The sequence below is a fragment of the Paenibacillus sp. FSL K6-0276 genome, from assembly GCF_037977235.1.
Taxonomy (GTDB): domain Bacteria; phylum Bacillota; class Bacilli; order Paenibacillales; family Paenibacillaceae; genus Paenibacillus_AQ.
Window position 1 is genome coordinate 5,383,525 of record NZ_CP150276.1, and the last position, 17,843, is coordinate 5,401,367.

The window sequence follows — 17,843 nt, forward strand, 5'->3', positions numbered from 1 at the left end:
AGGGATATTCCGTAGCCATTTAGGCTTCTGGGATATCCCTTTTTTATGTCCTTCTATTCCCAAGTCACATACACTTTGAGGTCGCCCGTATTATCAAAAGATGAGCTAGAATAAGACACATCCTCTAGTCCAAGCTTATATAATTCCTGCAGGTCATTCTTAAGCTGTGTTCCACTCCCATGATAACGGAATAATAAGGACACCTCACCGGAGGTGATTGCCTTATTGGCTAGCCGGGTCAGATCTTCTACCGAGCGTACAATTTGCTCCTCGGCATATAGCTCATAATTGAGATCCTTCTGAAGCTGTTTATACACGGCCACACTCTGTCCTCCACGATCCACAAGCGCAGACAAGGTCTTATGATAGCCGACTGAGGCTGCTGGATAAGACTTCGTCCAGCTATGGTCCTGACGCATCTGTGCATCCGTCTTCAAGTAATACGCGGTGCTGACTACACCAGCTTTATCGGGTGTCGGGTCATCCCAAGTCGTGTCGAGATGATACCAATGTCCATCTAGTAGCACAAGATTCCAGGCATGCGACTGACTGCGTCCTCCCGGCTGTCTTGCTGTACCCTCAACGATTTTATTCGTGAATCCAGCTTCTTTAAGTAGCTTATAGGTCAACAGCGAATAGCCTTGGCAAACGGCGCTGCCACTCTTCAGACCTTCATAAGCCGTATATTTGCGATACGAAGTATCATATTTCAGATGAAGCACAACCCAGTCGTGGATAGCCTTCACCTTCTGATGATTGTTCATACCTGGCGTTATAACCTTCTTCAGCGCAGCCTTCACTTCTTTGTTCACAAAAGCCGTCTGCTCCAGTGTCTCCAGATATTTCACTTCTACCGTAACTTTTACAGCGCTTGCGCTCCCTCGATAAGTATATCCGTAGCTGTCTATAATGTAGTACAAATAAGGATCACTAGCCATCGCTTGATCCAGGGCCGCTTGTATTTTCGTTTTCAAATTTGAAGCTTTGCTCTCATAAGTAAAAGTAATCGTCTCCCTACGGTTGTTCATTGCACCCGTTAGTTTCTGCGCTACTTCATTTACAGAACGAAGGGTGGGTGAACTCGAAGCCGCATAAGCATGACCCCAGCCCCAATAAATCATCGGTGGAATAGCAGCGAATATAATCACTCCTCCCAGAATGATCTTTACTAATGTGAAGCGTTTTTTCCACATATATATTCCGTTCCTCCGGCTCCTATAGACTTATAATGAACCCTACCATTTAATAGATAATGAGCGTTTAGGCAAAAAAAGACTGCTCCCTGTAGAATAATTCTACTCTGAGAACAGCCTATATGCTAGACCGATGTGTTTTATTCGCTTAGTGGTGTAATGATATAGGTCTCTCCTATTACGGTTTCAAATTCCATCTCTATCCCTATCCGTGAACCATCGGACCCTTGAATGAGCATAGGCTGACGACTATGAATTCCGCATAGTTTTCCATGAGTTGAAGTCAGTTCCGCTTTTGTTATGCGTCCCTCACGCCATTCTATATTCGTGATAAATCCACCACGTGCTACCAACCCTTTTACACTACCTTCAGACCAGCCTTCTGGAAGAGCGGGTAATAATTCGAGCCCCTCCTGATGACTCTGCAAGAGCATCTCTGCAATCCCGGCCGTAGTTCCGAAGTTACCATCAATCTGAAACGGAGGATGATTACCGAACAGGTTCGACAGACTGGAGTTTTGCAAAATACGGCGTAAACAGCTAAACGCACTCTCGTCATCCTTCAAACGTGCATACAGATTAAGCAGCCAAGCTGCACTCCAGCCCGTGTGACCACCTCCACCTTCCAAGCGCTTTTTAAGCGATAATGACGCTGCCTCCGCTAGCTCCGGTGTTGAGGAAGGGCTAATTACATTCCCGGATGAGCGAGCAGTTCCTGTTTCTGCCTGAGCTCCTGACGCAGCTGGGCATCGGTATCTAAAATCTCAGCAGCCTGAATACAGTGCTTGAACAACTCAGCGATCAGCGCTAAATCCATAGCTGAGCCTGCTGAGACGCTGCACGGTGTGCCATCAACAGTCAAGAATACACATCATAGGTACTGACATACTGGCGGGTAGCAAGCCTCTTCAACCTTGCATCATTGCTCAAGCGGTATGCAATATCTTGAGACACACCGATGACTTCTTCCGTTCTTTTCTTGACCCGATCTACGTTGATCGAAGCTTGTTCCAGTGCGCTCTTGAACGCCATGGTCCTCATCTCAATTGTAAGATAACCTCCTACCAGTAATACCGGAAGTATCGTAGTCAGTAAGAAAGCAAGCAACAGCTTAACCAACCAGTGGAACATGGCCTTCCGCCCCCCGGAACCTTCACTATCTCATGCAGAGCTTGTCTCTGCCCTGGAGATACCCCATACTTTACAGAAGAAAAATAGGAACGGCAACATCTTCGAACATAGCCTATCCTCACATGAATAGAAGAGATAGTTATAAAAAGGTCCTCCGCCATATGCGAAAGACCTTTTTTATAAGACATATCAAGCATAAACACCTTCGGCGTCCTTATAAGGAAGGTAAGCGTTTATGCGAGAAATATAAGATATAAAGTATTGCGTGAAACTTATACTTTCTTATATTTTAATAAAATGGCACTTTATTGGCGGTATGCTGCCAGCTTGTTATTCAGTTCACGGGTCTGACCGTAGACTTCCTGATAGAGGTTGAATAAGCCATCATAGATTGCCACTTGCTTCGGATCTGGTTTATACACATCAGCAGGACGGATGAAAGCTTCTGCACATGCACTAAGATATGCGAACCAGCCGCTACCGTAAGCTGCCAACATCGCCGCTCCCATTGCTGGACCTTGCTCACTCTCGAGCTTCACGATGGATGCATTGAAAATATCTGCTTGCATCTGGAGCCATGCCTCATTTTTAGCCCCGCCACCGATCGCAATGATTTCTGTGATCTCTTTGCCTGAATCACGTACAATCTCGATGGATTCACGTAGCGAAAAGGTAATGCCTTCTAATACGGAACGTGTAAAATGAGTCAACGTATGCCCTGAATCCATGCCAATAAAGCTACCGCGAATATTCGCATCTGGATGTGGTGTACGTTCCCCTACTATATAAGGTGTAAAGAGTAGTCCGCCGCTACCCGCTGGAATGGAGGACACCCCACTTAACAATTCATCAAAGCTTTTGTCTGACGCAAAGGTTTCTTTGAACCATGTAAGGCTATGACCAGCAGCTAGAGTAACGCCCATGATATAGTAGGCATCCTTTTCACTATGGTTGAAGAAATGGACTTTTCCTTCGAGATTTAAATCTTTGTTGCTCTCATAGGAAAGAACTACACCAGATGTACCAATACTGCACATCGTCCGGCCTTCACCAAGGACACCTGCTCCGAGTGCGCCACATGCATTATCCGCACCACCAGCAAATACCTTTGTTGATGATAAAAGACCTGACGCTTCAGCAATATCCGGCAATAACGTTCCCGTCTGTTCAAAGGACTCTACCAGTCTAGGACAAAGGGAAAGTGGCAGTTCAAAAGCTTCAGCAATTTCAGCACTCCACGTTTTAGAACCTATATCTAATAGAAGTGTTCCTGCAGCATCGGAATAATCCATAGCATAATCACCGGTCAACCGGAGACGCACATAGTCTTTTGGCAACAGGAACTGATACGCTTGTGATAATACCTCAGGTTCATTCTCTTGTACCCATAGAATTTTAGGAAGCGTGAAGCCTTCCAGCGCACGGTTTCTAGCGACCTCAATAAGCTTTGCTCCGAGCGTCTTCTCTATTCTTCTGCACTGTGCAGTAGTACGAGTATCATTCCAAAGAATGGCCGGACGAAGCACTTGACCTTCCTTATCCACTAGTACCAATCCGTGCATTTGCCCGGAGAAGCTAAGACCATCCACTTGTGATGGGTCAATGCCCGATACTTCAATCAGGCGTCGAAGACTGACCAGCGTCCCTTTGACCCAGTCCTCTGGATTTTGTTCGCTCCAGTTCGGCTGTGGTCTGCTTAGCGGATAGGACTCGGAATGCTCAAAAGCCACCTTACCCTGTGGGTCCACTAGAACAGTCTTCACTGCACTAGTGCCCAAATCTACACCTATAACGTATTTCATATTTGACCTCCTAAAAGTTTTGTGAGCATATACTTCATTGGATTACTTCGAGCAAAACTTACTTCGTAAGCATCCTGCTTAGTTTTGTGAGCATAGACTTCATTGGATTACTTCGAGCAAAACTTACTTCGTAAGCATCCTGCTTAGTTTTGTGAGCATATACTTCGTTGGATTACTTCGAGCAAAACTCGCTTCGTAAGCATCCTGCTTAGTTTTCGGCTACAAAAAAGGGGGCTGCCGAAGAATGCTCTCTTCAGCAACCCCCGTTGCATTTGTTCAAATATAAGAAAGTATAAGTTTCACACTATACTTTATCCTTATATTTCCCGCTTAAACGCTTACCGTCCTTAAAGGACGCCAATGGCGTTTATGCTTGATACTGCACTCAAGGCGTATGCCTTAAGCTCCCTGTAAATCCTACTCAGCCAAAATGTATTGGTTAAGTGTAGCTCTCAGGTATTCTTGACGTCCGGATTGGTTAGGACGTGGGTTCTCATTGTTCAAAGCATATTCAGCCAAGGAAGCCAGAGTTGCTTTGCCGGATACGATGTCAGCGCCAACGCCTTCATTGAAGCTGCTGTAACGTTTTTCGACGAAATCTTCGAATACGCGATCTTCAATCAATTTAGCAGCTACTTTCAAGCCTTTTGCATAAGTATCCATACCAGCGATATGTGCTAGGAACAGATCCTCAGGCTCGAAGGAAGGACGACGTACTTTAGAGTCAAAGTTGATTCCGCCTTTGCCAAGACCATCATTCTTGAGTACTTCATACAGTGTGAGTGTTGCATCGTAGATGTTAACTGGGAATTCATCAGTATCCCATCCAAGCAATGTATCACCTTGGTTAGCGTCAAGCGATCCAAGCATGCCGTTGATACGAGCTACACGAAGCTCATGTTCAAAAGTATGACCTGCAAGTGTAGCATGGTTAGCTTCAAGGTTCAGCTTGAAGTGCTTGTCGAGGTTGTATTTTTGCAAGAAAGAGATCGTTGTTGCTGCATCGAAATCATATTGATGTTTCGTAGGCTCTTTTGGTTTAGGCTCGATCAGGAATTGACCATCAAAGCCGATTTCCTTAGCGTAATCTACAGCCATGCTGAACAGACGAGCAATGTTATCTTGTTCAAGACCCATATCTGTATTCAACAATTCTTCGTAGCCTTCACGACCACCCCAGAATACATAGTTGCTAGCGCCTAGACGTTTACCTACTTCCAGACCTTTCTTCACTTGTGCTGCTGCGTGTGCGAAAACATCAGCATTTGGAGTGGAGCCTGCACCATGCATATAACGTGGGTTAGTGAACATGTTAGCTGTATTCCACAGCAATTTCTTTCCGGAAGTCTTCATGCCTTGTTCAAGGATGTCAACGATGGTGTCGATGTTGCTATAGAATTCACGCAAAGATGCGCCTTCTGGTGCGATGTCCACATCATGGAAGCAGAAGTAAGGCAGATCCATCTTGTCCATAAATTCAAAAGCTGCTTCTGCACGAGCTTTAGCTTTGTCCAGACCGTTCAATTTGTTCCAGCTACGAATTGCAGTTTCAGCGCCAAACGGATCAGAACCGCCAGCAGTTAATGTATGCCAATAAGCCATTGCAAATTTCAGATGTTCTTCCATTGTTTTGCCGGCTACGACTTCTTTAGGATTGTAGAATTTAAATGCAAAAGGGTTGGTGGAACGGCTTCCCTCGTAAGAGATTTTGTTCACTGTCTCAAAATAAGCCATTGTGTAATCCTCCTCAAATTGTGCTTCGCCCGCAAGCGTTTACAGGATCATCTTAACACATCTTTCGGACTTTGTGTATTGGTTAAACAAAGTTTTGATAAGTTTTTTATGTCCATTTTTTGGAGCCCTGACTAGCCTTCCCTCGCCTCCTCCCAAATATAAAGGATGAATGATGGAAAATTTCCTCTATCCGCTATGTATTGCAATTTCCAGCACATCACTCTAGACTAAGTGGCATACAACAAATGGGAACTATGCTAAGAAGGATGTGTGATTTGTGAAGGTTACTGGAGACCAAGCGTTGGTCAAAAAAATAAATAAATCGATCGTACTACATACCATTCGAAGGCACTCTCCACTCTCTCGCGCGAAGGTTTCAGAGATGACCGGATTGAATAAAGCTACTGTGTCCAATCTGGTAGCCGAGCTGTGCACTCAAGAATTGGTAACTGAAGTCGGACCTGGGGAATCAAGCGGTGGCCGCAAACCGTTAATGCTGCATTTTAACACGATGGCCGGCAGTGTAATTGGCATAGAATTACGGGTAAAGCAGCTAACAGCGGTCTTATGTGATCTGAGTGGGGGCATTCTTTACGAAAGCGATTTCTCCTTAGACAATCATGATTTCCCTTACGTCCTGGAACAAATGAATAAGCTTATCTCTGACTTGATTGTCAGCGCTCCTGAATCCCCTTACGGTATCGTCGGCATCGGAGTAGGTGTCCCCGGCATGGTGGATGAAAATGGTGTTGTACTCTTTGCTCCTAACCTTGGTTGGGAAATGGTCGATCTGCGAGCAATACTGGAAGTTGAATTTTCTGTCCCAGTCACCATTGATAACGAAGCTAACGCGGGCGCTCAGGGTGAACTCAACTTTGGAGCGGCACGAGAGGTAAGGCACCTCCTTTACATCAGTGCGGGATCAGGGATCGGTTCAGGAATTATTATTGGTGGAGAGCTCTACAAGGGTGCAAGAGGATATGCCGGCGAAACCGGACATATGACGATTGAAGCACAAGGCAAGCCCTGCAGTTGCGGCAGTCGTGGCTGTTGGGAGTTATATGCCTCTGAGAAAACCTATGATAATCCCGACCTCTCCCTCCCTGCCCATAATACGCCAGAGCTGGTTCATTATGCGGCTGGAGGACAAGAAGACGCCCTGCATCACTTCTCAACGATGGGCGAATATCTCGGTATCGGAGTGACAAATTTAATCAATAGCTTCAATCCAGAGCTTATTGTTATCGGTGGAGCATTATCTGAGGCTGAAGAATGGCTAGGTGATCCACTACGCCGGGTTGTAGCCGAGCGTACTCTTCCTTACCATAAGCAGCAACTCGAAATTACATTCTCCAAGCTCGGTAGCCGTGGAACGATGATCGGTGCAGGTTTCTCTGCCGTTATGCATTTCCTAGGCGACATTCGAGTGACCCTATAATCCATAGTTCGATGGACGAATTGTGTTCATTGCTAAGCATCTTTATAGGCGAAAATTCATAGGACAAGTATAAACACCTTCGGCGTCCTTATAAGGACGGTAAGCGTTTATGTGAGAAATATAAGAATAATTTATAGCGTGGAACATATACATTCTTATATTTTGAAATAATTGACGTAAAATTGACGCATTTGGGTGGATCAAAAGTGCAGTAAAAAGAACAGAAATCCTATATAATAAAGGTCAAGCTAGTGTGACATTTATCACTACAACCCTTTTTTTTGAAATGGAGAGCGAGTCCATGACCTATGTTGATACGTCTGATATCTCAGCACAGATGTTCATCACTGTGTTGCTTTTTCTGCTCATTATTGCCCCTTTGATCAGCCTCGGTGTGCTCCGTTTTTTTCAAGCTAAAAAGAAATCAGGATTTATTCTTATTGGCAGCGGCGCTGCTGTATACGTACTATTTCAGATCATTGCATCTTTTACTCAAACCTAAACCCTACTTCTAGATCTACTTTCATAAAAATAGTCTGCGCACAGAAGCGTCAGACTATTTTTTGTATGCTTAAAGAGATTGCAAAATAGACCGCCTCCTGATCGGAAGCGGCCCATTACAATTTCCTTGCGGAAATCTTATTTAATTAAACAGTCGTGAGTGCTTTGTCGAATTGAGTTTTGTTCATGCCAACAATTTTGTGCTCACCGATTACAGTTACAGGAACAGCTCTCATTCCCATGTCCCATACTTGCTGTGCAAAATCATCATTCTGCTCGATGTTGCGCTCCTCATAGGATACGCCTTTCTCGCTCAGAAAGCTTTTCACCTGACGGCAATGCGGGCAATTTGTTGAGGTATAAACAATTACATTTTCCATGGTATGACCTCCTATAAAAGATATACAGTAATGATATCTATTGTAGCATTGGGAGCTTTTCAAACCAAATTACAGAATGACTGCACTGTGCTCCAAGCTTTCGATATATTTCTCAGCATCCATAGCTGCCATACATCCACTACCTGCTGCAGTAATCGCTTGTCTGTAACGAGTATCCTGCACATCGCCACATGCGAATACGCCTGGAATATTGGTTTCGGAAGTGCCTGGGTTCGTCATGATATAACCATCCGCATTAGTTGTAATCTGTCCACCTAAGAAAGAGGTGTTAGGATGGTGGCCAATTGCAACAAACACGCCACTTGCTTCGATAATTTCTTCTTCTCCGGTCTCATTGTTAAGCACTTTTAGTCCATTCACACCTTTGTCGCTGGAAGTAACTTCGAGAGGTGTGCGATTCAGGTTCCAGTCTACTTTAACATTAGCGCGAACGCGATCCTGCATGATCTTCGAAGCACGCAGTTCTCCACGACGGTGCACCAAAGTTACTTTGGAAGCAAAACGAGTCAAGAAGCCAGCTTCTTCAAGTGCGGAATCTCCACCGCCAACAACCACGATCTCTTTATTGCGGAAGAAAAATCCGTCACAGGTAGCGCAGGTACTCACACCGCGTCCCACGTTATCTTGCTCCCCTGGGATACCGAGATATTTTGCCGTAGCGCCTGTGGAAATGATCAATGTATCTGTGGTAAGAACGCCCATTCCTTCAACATTCAGCTTAAAAGGACGTTCTCCAAGTTCTACACTGTTCACCCAGCCCGTACGGAATTCCGCACCAAAACGTTCAGCTTGTTTACGCATATTATCCATCAAATCAGGACCCATGATTCCTTCAGGAAATCCAGGGAAATTCTCCACTTCTGTTGTAGTGGTCAATTGTCCACCGGGTTGGGGTCCTTCGATTACTAGTGGGTTCAAATTGGCACGAGCCAAATAGATAGCGGCGGTTAATCCTGCCGGTCCGGTACCAACAATTATTGATTTATACATATCTATGTCCTCCTTGAGCTAGACGGCAATGACGTCGCTTCTTATTTAAAATAATTATAATGTAGTGTTAATTATGATAACAGAAAGCAAATATGTCAATATGCCAGACTCCCTCGTTCCAGAACTATTTCGTGAACAATTTAATTTCAAAAAATATTATCGCAATAATCTTAGTCCATTTAGAATAACTAATATCGTACTGCCTTCATGACCTATCACGCCAAAAGGAAGTGCGATCCCCTGCACAAAGTTACTGATCATAAGCACTGCGATCACAGTCACTGCAAAAATCATATTTTGTTTCACAATACGCTGCGAACGACGTGCCAATGATATCGTTGAAGCAATCTCTTCTATATTATCATTCATAAGCACTACATCGGCTATTTCGAGCGCTGCTCCGCTCCCTTTCATGCCCATACCCATCCCTACGGTTGCTGTCGCCAAAGCAGGTGCATCATTCACACCATCACCCACCATAACAACGTGACCATACTTTTCACGTAGTGCCTTGATATGCTTCACTTTATCCTCTGGTAAAAGGTCGGAAAATACCATATCTACTCCAGTTGCACCTGCAATAACCTGAGCCGTAGCGTCACGGTCACCGGTAAGCATTGCTACTTTAATCCCAAGCTCCTGCAGCTTCCGCACAGCGGCTTCTGCTTGTGGACGAACCGTATCCTGCAAGGCTATCATCCCCGCAATCTGCTCACCATCCAGAATAATAGAAACTGTCTTTCCCTCTTCCGCCAACTGCTGCCGCTTAAGTCTCCAAAACTCCAGTTCAGGGTTCATCGCAGACGAAGTCAGCTCATCCAGCAAATTGGACTTTCCGATTTTCCAGAGGTGTCCGTCGATTTGACCTTCAATCCCCCAGCCTGTAATGGTTTTACTGTCCCGCACTCCCCGTAGCTCTAGGCCTTCATCTTCAGCCTTACGTACAATCGCTTCCGCCAGTGGATGACGGGACATGTTCTCAATGGATGCACTAACTGCCAGCAATTCTTGTCGACTGTACCCTTCACCCGCAATAAAATCAGTGACCTGTGGGGTTCCCTCTGTAAGTGTCCCTGTCTTATCAAAAGCCACAACCGTTGTGCGTGCCATATTTTCTAGATGAACCCCGCCTTTAAACAGAATCCCTTTTCGCGCACTTTTGGAGATGGCCGACAGCATCGCTGGCATAATGGACGAGACTAATGCGCAAGGCGAAGCGACTACTAGAAAGACCATTGCTTTATAAAAGGTTGCGCTCCAGCTCCAGTCCAGCAGAAACGGTGGAAGGAGAATGAGTGCCACTGTCGAGGCTACGACTACCCGAGCATAAATGGCTTCAAGTCTTTTAATAAAACGCTGCGAGTTGGGAACTTCCGTTTCTGCTTCTTCTACCATTTTGATGATTTTGGCAAAAAGGGTGTTCTCAGCAGCTTTCGTTACTTCAATATAAAGTGGTCCTTCTCCATTCACAGTGCCTGCAAATACTTCGCTACCCGCAGTTTTCTCGACAGGTACTGACTCTCCCGTTATGGAGGCCTGATCTACTGCCGATTCCCCCCGAGAAACCTTGCCGTCTGCAGGAATCAAATCCCCTGGACGCACAAGCAGCAGATCTCCGATTACCAACTGGTCAATATTTACTTCATTCATGCTTCCTTTTTCAATCCGCATGGCCGTGGCCGGTTTGAGGGCCATCAGCGAGGAAATATCCTTTTTACTACGTTCCATCGTATAACTCTCTAATGCACCACTTAGCGCAAAAATAAAAATGAGCATGGCTCCTTCATTCCAGTACCCGATGGAGGCTGCGCCCAGTGCGGCTGCAATCATCAGTAGGTTCACATCGAGATCACGTTCTTTGACGAGCGTTTCTACGCCTTCCTTTGCCTTGTTCCAGCCACCAATTGTATAAGAAATGACATAGAGTGCTGTAGATAGTATTTCGGACCAGCCACCAACAGCCCAAGCAAGAAGCATAAGCAACCCGCTGCCCAGAGCAGCCTGCATTTCGGAGTTGCTCAGCATGGCACGTGGATCGAATCGGCGCTTTGGAGCGCCTGGCTTCTTCATGCTGCCAGAGATTGATGTCTGTTGGGGTAGATGTTTTGATGTTGCTTGCATAATAATCGCCGTCCTTTAAAGTTTTGTAGGATAACTTCATTGTCTTCTCTTCGCAACAAAACTCGCCTCGTGAGCATACGCTTTGTTTTGTGAAGGATTACTTCTGCCAAGTGAGAATGAGAGCCATTATTAAGACCCCTAAAATGACACATGCTGCCCCGGCTTAGCCGGGACAGCATGATTGATAACTATAGGTGATGAGAATGATAATCATTGTTGCAATAGTACAACTATATTTCCTTAGTGCAACTTATATTTTAATCATACCACCAGGAATGAAAAAGTAAAGCCTATCTATTCGGCTAACCACCATAAATTTCAAAATAGGTGTAGGTGCCCGCTTAGTGGCGAACTTTTTCTAAAAGTTCTGTTAGGACTTGCTCTTCAACTGGAGTCGAATAAGATCCATCCTCAAAACGTTTCATTGAGCCTATTCCCTCTTGGAACACAAACCGTATAAGCCCATTACGCACTTTTTATCTGTGTACATTTTGTCGATTAGCATTCTGTCTGTAATAGTTGCTGGGATTTCGGTCGGCAGACCTGCTTTCTGTAGTAATGCAATCACACGCAGCTTCTCATCAGAAGATACAAATCCCATTTGCTCTGCCAGCCGTACCTGAATAGCAAGGCCTATTGCAATTGCTTCACCATGCAACAATTCATAGCCACTTAAAGCCTCTAGTGCTCGACCTGCGGTATGCCCCAGATTAAGAATTTGGCGCAGATTGTTCTCTAGCTCGTCCTTTTCTACCACACTATATTTGATCTCACAATTATGAAGTGCAATCTGTTCGCAAACCTCTCGATCTAAAACAAGTTCACCTTCCGAGGAGACTACTTTATCCATATTTCGCTCCAAAAACTCGAAAAATCCCGCATCGGCGATGCAGGCATGTTTGATCGTTTCAGCCAAGCCGCTGCGGAGCTCACGAACCGGAAGTGTTCTCCAAGCTGCCAAGTCGATATACACCTTTTTAGGTTGATGAAATACACCGATAAGATTGGTGGCCACCGGAGTATTCACGCCTGTTTTTCCACCAATGGATGCATCTGCTGCCGCTAATAGGGTAGTTGCATAGTTCAAACTCGGCACTCCACGGCCAAACGTACCCGCAAGAAAACCTCCCAAATCGGTTACTGCACCGCCTCCAACCGCAATGATACAGCAATCTCGTCCATAAGAACGACTTAATAGCTGATCCTCAAGCTGTGCCTTCGTTTCACGGGTTTTGGACTTTTCTCCGGCAGGGAAAGAAAAAAGCTCCGCATGGAAACCATTCTGAATCATCTGTTCCAGCAAGGCTTGTCCATAAAGCGCTTCAACTTTAGAATCCGTAATTACCGCGAATTTGCTAACATTCTCTACGATTCCTCGTTTTAAGTCCTCTATTAATGAGTTAAATAAAGTTTCTCCGATCTCAATGTCGTAGGAATAATCAACAACCTTCTTCAGGGCAACTCTAAAATTTGCGGACATGTGCAGCGCCTCATTTCAGTAGGATGCTAATAGATTCGAGCCGCCAATTCGATTATCCTTTTTATGTAAAATTAATAGAGATGCTGAAACATGAAAAACACCAATTATGAACCTTATCCTAAGGAATAACGTCATTGGAGTCCGAAACTATGCTCCAAAAGCATAAAACATGCAAATAACATCATCTGGGTCCGTATGCCTCAGCGGATGATGATTTCACTGTTGAAGCAGGCAAAGAGCAGTGATCCTCCATTAATGGAGAATCACTGCTCTTTTTTCCGATTCTAAATGAAACGGATCGTCTCATTCATAAGAGAAAGCGGCTTATGAGACAGCCACTTCGTTATTGTGTTACTGCCTTCCACCGGCGGCAGTATCCAGTGTTTCCTGCTGCCTGGCGATCCAGATCAGGCAGGCTGCTCTAAGTAGCGCTTCGGTCCGCTGACCCGCGCTGCAAAAGATCCCGCTCAGGCCGATCCGATACAGATCGGCCAAAGCCGACGCCGCCGGAGTCCCCGCGGCGAGAACTACCGCCGCCGGCTTCACGCTCCGCACGGCGGCAAAGATCTCTCCCGCCGCCAGGGCGAAGCCCTCTGCGGCGGTCCCTTCCGGCGCGAGCTCGCTCGCCGCGCCGTCGAGCACTAGGAAATCGGCGATGCGCGCGATTTCCGCGGCGGCGGAGGGCTCCACATCGGGCGCGATCAGCGCCCCGATGCGGCACGCCGCCGCATAAGCGTGGCCGAGCGTCTGATCGGCCACGACTTCGATGAATTCGCGCTTCGCCGCGAATTCGGCTCCGCTTGCGGTGTAGGCTGCCAGCAGGTCCAGGCGGCAATCGCCGCCTTGCCGCTGGCTCTCCGCCACCGCAGTGAAAAGCGCTTCGAGCTGCGCGTCCTGAAGCGCGGCGAGCTTTGCGGGCTGCGCCGCAAGCTCCTCTGGATGCAGCAGGGTGACCGCTGCCCATTCACCATCCGGTGATTCCAGCAGCGCTTCAGTCGCTGCTTGTAATCGATAATAAATTCGCTGCAGAATTCGACTAGCCTGCAGTTCATCTTCACTGGATAACCAGTTTTCATAAAGACAGAACAGTTCAGGTTCGAGCAGCCATTCCTCACTTCGTATCAGACAAGGACCGGCTTGAACGGATCTTGCATCTTCCCGTGCAGTAGGGCGTTCTTCTCGTCCTTCGCGCAGCACTAAGAATGCCGACTGTTCCCCGGGCCGCTTAAAATAAGAACGGTTCAAAGGTTCTACGACATCTCTCTGCTCTACTCCGGCGATAAATTCTGCGGCAGCAGAGGCTACGGATCCGGCTTGGCTCATTTCCATCCCTACAGCCCGATCACCAGCCTTATACATGAACTTGAACGGGCGCTCTTCACTACTCCGAAAACCATCCTGCTGACGTTCACCCTTCATCTTCGCACCCACCCTTTATCTTTGGATTGCTGCCGGTACGCCAAGTTAATGAACATAGTGCCACCGACATTTTATTACCTCACTTATAAATACGGTAACCTCCCATGAAATATGCAAGCGTTGCCAACAAGGTGAATAATTTAGCCTTTTTGAAGCACAAAAAAAAAAGACATCGCCGCATAGCGAGGGCACTGAAAAACGTATGCTTTAAGAATCTGTAAAATGTACCTAAATAGATAAAGGCGAAATTTCACTCCATTCCGAGTAAGATTTCGCCTTTATTTTATGATTTCTTCATGTTTTTTACTTTATTAACGTCAATATTCGTTTGAGATTGACAGCGAATATGGCCATTGCCCCTTGCATGTGCATGCCAACAAGACCTGAGGAAGTTGCCACATCATACCCATGTCGGTGTTTTAATTCACTATTCTTCGCTTCAATTTTATAGCGCTCTTTTGACTTTTCTTTGAAATATTCTCCTTCTTGGAACGCGTGCTGCTCGCTATGCTCCGTTGATTTGATACTGATTGAATAGGTTTTCGATTTTGCTCCTTCTTTATAACAACCTTCTTTTAAGGGGCATTGCTTACACTTATCGATATCAAAGTAATAGGTATCTACTTGATTTGCTCCTACATTTTTTGTCCCCGTACGTGCCCTGCGAGTTGCCATCTGTCCGGCTTTACAAACGTACATTCCTGCATCTTTATTAAACTCAAATTCATTTTCTTTTTTACGTTTTCCTTGCGTAATTAATGGGTGTAATTTGGATACTAATTGCAATCCATTTTCATGGGCATATTGGATATTCTCTTTCTCAGAATAGGCTGTATCTCCAATGATCGTATCGATTTCCATACCCGTTTTACGACTTTTAGTAACCAAGGATTGAAGTTGTTTTCCATCACTTTTTTCACCTGTTGTAATTACTGCAGCTGTAATAATACGTTCATCATTCATTGCAAGATGTGTTTTATAGCCAAAGAAAGAGGAATCTGCCGTTTTGTGACCTACACGTGCATCTGGATCATTTGAGAATTGGAGGTGCTCCACGTGATCTTCTACGATTTCTTTTAAGTAGTTCAACTTTTCCTTTACCTTTGGGTATTCGCGGATGCTTTCTTCTTTTTCCACGACGTCAATTACTTTTTGGCAATAGTCCAGTTCATCCACTAATTCGTTTGTCGTTGTTTTTGGCGGGAATTTATCTTTCATGTTTTCATTGATCTGATAAACTGCCTTCCGCAATAGCTTAGACTTCTCCATCAAAATTTCTTTTGGTGATTGTTGATTGAATCGTGATTTTGTGTGGGTAGCATCCACAATAATTGATCGGCTCTTAATGATTTCTTTTTCCAATGCGATTTCCACTGTTTTTTGAATCAGCATGTCGAGCAGGTTCACGTCTTTCAACCGGAGTTTACGAAACTTCGTGAGTGAACTAGGATTGATGACCTCATCTTCAGGCGCCATATCTAAGAAGTATTTGAGGGACATATCATATTTAGAACGTTCTACGACATCGACATCTGATAAATCAAAGATCGATTTTAGTAATAAATACTTGAACATACGAATGGGAGGCACGGCATTGCGACCATTATCCAGGCAATATTTATTCTGTAATTCTTCATGAACAAAGGAAAAATCTACGAGGTCATTTATTTGTCGTAGCATATTATCTTTAGGTACGACGATATCGTAAATAGCCATAAATGGACTGAGGTTAAGGGATTGTTGGTTTGAAATCATCCGAGACACCACCTGAAATTAATACAATCATTATACAGCAAAACAGGACACCCTTCCTCGAAAAGATCGAGGAAGGGTGTCCTGTTAATCGAAATTGAGTTTTCACGGGCCTCCAAAATACGCCTGTATAACTTGAACTTAAAAAACATTAGAGGCGAGTAGCGAAGGGGAAATTTGGAACTGTAGGAGTGATAGCGACCGCCTTTGTCTCCGGATTTCAACCGCAAATAGCGATTTAATCAAGAAATCTGGAGACAACAGCGGCCGGTAGTCCAAATATTCCCCGTATTTAAACCTACTCCTTAAATGTATAGCCTTAAGTTAAATTAGTAACTGGACTTTTTCAGTGGCCTCCCGCATAGCAGCAGATGCCTTTCTTGAACTTTATTGTCCTATTGTTGACTGGCGGCAATTGCCTGCTCCAGATCATAAATAATATCATCAATAGATTCTGTACCGATCGATAAACGGAGCAATTCCGGAGTTACTCCGGCTGTGGTTTGCTCTTCATCCGACAGCTGCGCATGTGTTGTGCTTGCTGGGTGGATAATCAATGACTTGGAATCACCGACATTCGCCAAATGCGAGAACAGCTTCACATTTTCAATCAGCTTGCGTCCCGCCGCACTTCCACCTTTAATACCGAAGGTAAGGATCGCTCCTTGGCCTTTAGGTAAATACTTTTGCGCTAATTCATGAGATGGATGAGTAGGAAGTCCGGAATAACTTACCCATTCCACATCTGCGTGTGCCTCCAAATATTGCGCAACCGTCAGCGCATTCTGGCTATGGCGTTCCATACGCAAATGAAGTGTTTCCAACCCTTGCAACAGCATCCAAGAGTTAAATGGTGAAATAGATGCACCTAGATCGCGAAGCAATTGAACGCGGGCTTTAATAATATAAGCGATGGGTCCCACTGCCTCAGTGTAAACAACGCCATGATAACTTGGGTCAGGCTCTGTAAGTCCTGGGAACTTACCGCTTGCCTTCCAATCAAACTTACCGCCGTCCACAATAATTCCGCCGATGGATGTACCATGTCCACCGATAAATTTGGTTGCCGAATGGACAACGATGTCAGCTCCATGCTCAATCGGACGCAGTAAATATGGACTTGGGAACGTATTATCTACAATAAGAGGAATTCCATGTTCATGAGCGATCGCTGCAACGGCTTCAATATCTAGTACATTCCCCTGCGGATTACCAATGGTTTCTGCATACAAGGCTTTGGTTTTATCCGTGATTGCAGCACGGAAGTTCTCTGGATTATCTGAATCCACAAAATGCACCTTAATACCAAGCTTAGGCAGCGTTGTAGAAAAAAGATTATAAGTTCCGCCGTAAAGGCTTGCTGCAGATACAATTTCATCCCCAGCGCCCGCAATATTTAGAATGGAAAAAGAAATAGCCGCTGCCCCGGAAGCTGTAGCAAGTGCACCTGCACCACCTTCTAGTGCTGCCAGGCGCTGCTCAAATACATCTGTAGTCGGATTCATCAACCGAGTGTAAATATTACCGAATTCTTTGAGAGCAAATAGATCCGCTGCATGATCAGCATCACGGAACCCATAAGACGTGGTCTGATAAAGCGGCACAGCACGTGCGAAAGTAGTTGGATCAATTTCCTGGCCTGCATGAACAGTCAAAGTTTCAAATGACAGCTTACGGTCTTCTGACATAGGTATTTCCTCCCTTTATAAATAAGAATAGAAATCTTTAACAAATAAGAATTGTACCCATTCTCTCATAAACGACATCATTTGAAAAGAAAAAAATCTCATCATTCCGGTGCGAATTATTATATTTAAATTTTATGAACTAAACAGCGTCCGACAAAATCAGATAACGCTTCAATAGAAGTCTTTAAGCAGA

Annotated in this window: 15 protein-coding genes; 2 read left to right on the forward strand and 13 right to left on the reverse strand. The window is 45.1% G+C overall.

All coding sequences use genetic code 11. The annotated features are described in order from the left end of the window. Positions 1 to 53: 53 nt before the first annotated feature. The 6 genes from MHH52_RS25355 to xylA form a co-directional block, all read right to left on the reverse strand. A complete protein-coding gene (locus MHH52_RS25355) occupies positions 54 to 1,193 on the reverse strand; it encodes a transglutaminase domain-containing protein (protein ID WP_313640950.1) in 1,140 nt (379 codons plus the stop codon). 140 nt (positions 1,194 to 1,333) lie between these two features. Further along, complete coding sequence (locus MHH52_RS25360; RefSeq protein WP_340005090.1) at positions 1,334 to 1,822, reverse strand: glycoside hydrolase family 95-like protein; 489 nt, start codon at positions 1,820 to 1,822, stop codon at positions 1,334 to 1,336. Positions 1,823 to 1,881: 59 nt separating this feature from the next. Continuing rightward, positions 1,882 to 2,055: a hypothetical protein gene (locus MHH52_RS25365; protein WP_340005092.1), complete on the reverse strand. Its 174-nt coding sequence runs from the start codon at positions 2,053 to 2,055 to the stop codon at positions 1,882 to 1,884. After that, complete coding sequence (locus MHH52_RS25370; RefSeq protein WP_340005094.1) at positions 2,052 to 2,324, reverse strand: hypothetical protein; 273 nt, start codon at positions 2,322 to 2,324, stop codon at positions 2,052 to 2,054. The genes MHH52_RS25365 and MHH52_RS25370 overlap by 4 nt, the downstream gene beginning before the upstream one ends. A gap of 305 nt (positions 2,325 to 2,629) precedes the next feature. Further along, positions 2,630 to 4,126: a xylulokinase gene (gene xylB / locus MHH52_RS25375; RefSeq protein ID WP_340005096.1), complete on the reverse strand. Its 1,497-nt coding sequence runs from the start codon at positions 4,124 to 4,126 to the stop codon at positions 2,630 to 2,632. A gap of 417 nt (positions 4,127 to 4,543) precedes the next feature. Further along, positions 4,544 to 5,860, reverse strand: a complete 1,317-nt coding sequence (gene xylA / locus MHH52_RS25380; RefSeq protein WP_042131068.1) for a xylose isomerase — start codon at positions 5,858 to 5,860, stop codon at positions 4,544 to 4,546. Between the two features lie 277 nt (positions 5,861 to 6,137). Here xylA and MHH52_RS25385 point away from each other — a divergent pair, with 277 nt between their 5' ends. Both MHH52_RS25385 and MHH52_RS25390 read left to right on the forward strand, forming a co-directional pair. After that, the gene (locus MHH52_RS25385; RefSeq protein WP_340005098.1) at positions 6,138 to 7,298 is read left to right on the forward strand and encodes an ROK family transcriptional regulator; all 1,161 of its coding nucleotides are present in this window, start codon (positions 6,138 to 6,140) and stop codon (positions 7,296 to 7,298) included. Positions 7,299 to 7,599: 301 nt separating this feature from the next. Then, positions 7,600 to 7,800: a hypothetical protein gene (locus MHH52_RS25390; RefSeq protein ID WP_313641693.1), complete on the forward strand. Its 201-nt coding sequence runs from the start codon at positions 7,600 to 7,602 to the stop codon at positions 7,798 to 7,800. Positions 7,801 to 7,945: 145 nt separating this feature from the next. Here the strand turns inward: MHH52_RS25390 and MHH52_RS25395 are convergent, their stop codons facing one another. The 7 genes from MHH52_RS25395 to MHH52_RS25425 all read right to left on the reverse strand — a co-directional run bounded on the left by MHH52_RS25395 (position 7,946) and on the right by MHH52_RS25425 (position 17,650). Beyond that, entirely contained in the window at positions 7,946 to 8,179 is a 234-nt protein-coding gene (locus MHH52_RS25395; protein WP_313641694.1) for a glutaredoxin family protein, read from the reverse strand. 69 nt (positions 8,180 to 8,248) lie between these two features. Further along, positions 8,249 to 9,190, reverse strand: a complete 942-nt coding sequence (trxB, locus tag MHH52_RS25400; protein WP_313641695.1) for a thioredoxin-disulfide reductase — start codon at positions 9,188 to 9,190, stop codon at positions 8,249 to 8,251. Positions 9,191 to 9,346: 156 nt separating this feature from the next. Continuing rightward, positions 9,347 to 11,311, reverse strand: a complete 1,965-nt coding sequence (locus MHH52_RS25405) for a heavy metal translocating P-type ATPase (RefSeq protein ID WP_340005100.1) — start codon at positions 11,309 to 11,311, stop codon at positions 9,347 to 9,349. Positions 11,312 to 11,741: 430 nt separating this feature from the next. After that, positions 11,742 to 12,791 (reverse strand): 3-dehydroquinate synthase, encoded by a 1,050-nt coding sequence (aroB, locus tag MHH52_RS25410; protein ID WP_340005101.1) that lies wholly within the window; start codon positions 12,789 to 12,791, stop codon positions 11,742 to 11,744. 351 nt (positions 12,792 to 13,142) lie between these two features. Then, positions 13,143 to 14,210, reverse strand: a complete 1,068-nt coding sequence (locus tag MHH52_RS25415) for a hypothetical protein (RefSeq protein WP_340005103.1) — start codon at positions 14,208 to 14,210, stop codon at positions 13,143 to 13,145. A gap of 303 nt (positions 14,211 to 14,513) precedes the next feature. Then, entirely contained in the window at positions 14,514 to 15,965 is a 1,452-nt protein-coding gene (locus tag MHH52_RS25420) for an IS1182 family transposase (protein ID WP_340005105.1), read from the reverse strand. A 392-nt stretch (positions 15,966 to 16,357) separates the two neighbouring features. Then, positions 16,358 to 17,650, reverse strand: coding sequence for a homocysteine synthase (locus tag MHH52_RS25425; RefSeq protein ID WP_313641700.1), 1,293 nt, complete (start codon positions 17,648 to 17,650; stop codon positions 16,358 to 16,360). Between the last annotated feature and the right edge of the window lie 193 nt (positions 17,651 to 17,843).